Origin of the sequence: Larkinella sp. C7 (genome assembly GCF_006149005.1) — a bacterium.
Classification (GTDB): domain Bacteria; phylum Bacteroidota; class Bacteroidia; order Cytophagales; family Spirosomataceae; genus Larkinella.
Genome location: NZ_VBSL01000084.1, coordinates 1 through 637 on the forward strand (window position 1 = coordinate 1; position 637 = coordinate 637).

The 637-nt window shown below is 47.4% G+C and carries 1 pseudogene; it reads left to right on the forward strand.

Annotated features, from left to right (window positions below):
* Window positions 1–637 (forward strand): annotated as a pseudogene (locus tag FH871_RS34455) (hypothetical protein); the annotation flags it as partial.

Sequence of the window (637 nt, forward strand, 5' to 3'; positions counted from 1 at the left end):
TGCTGGGCCCGACCAAGTTTACAAGACTAATGAAGAGCTCAGGGCTGGACTCATTGGGGCCTATAAGGAATTTTTGAGCGAATATAAGGAAGCCGGCGGGGAAATCGTCCAATTTGATGACTGTCTCTGGGAGCTCTTTGATGCTAGCAATCCGCTGACACCATTTGCCGGTCTTAGCAATGAACAACTGGCTGGATTAGCAGACGACTTTATAGCCATCAACAATGAAGTCGCTGACTACGGCCACCAAATTGGACTCAAGGTCTGGACCCACAACTGTCGTGGTAATTACGAAAGTCGTTCGGCAACTGGTGGAACCTATGAGGCCATCGCTAAGAAATTCCTGGCCAACCAGCACTACGACCGCTTCTTCCTAGAATGGGATAACGATACCTCCGGCGACATTAAGGCACTGGAAGCATTGAAAGATAAGGATGCTGAGGTTGTTCTAGGGCTGCTCTCTTCGAAAACAACTGACCTAGACGACGAAGAGCGAGTTTACAAGTTGCTGGAAGAAGCCAGTCAAATTCTATCTAAGGAACGCCTCTTTCTCTCCCATCAATGTGGCTTTGCTTCCTGTGATTCAGGAAATGAATTAGCCATTCCCCAACAATGGAAAAAGATTGAACAAGGTCAA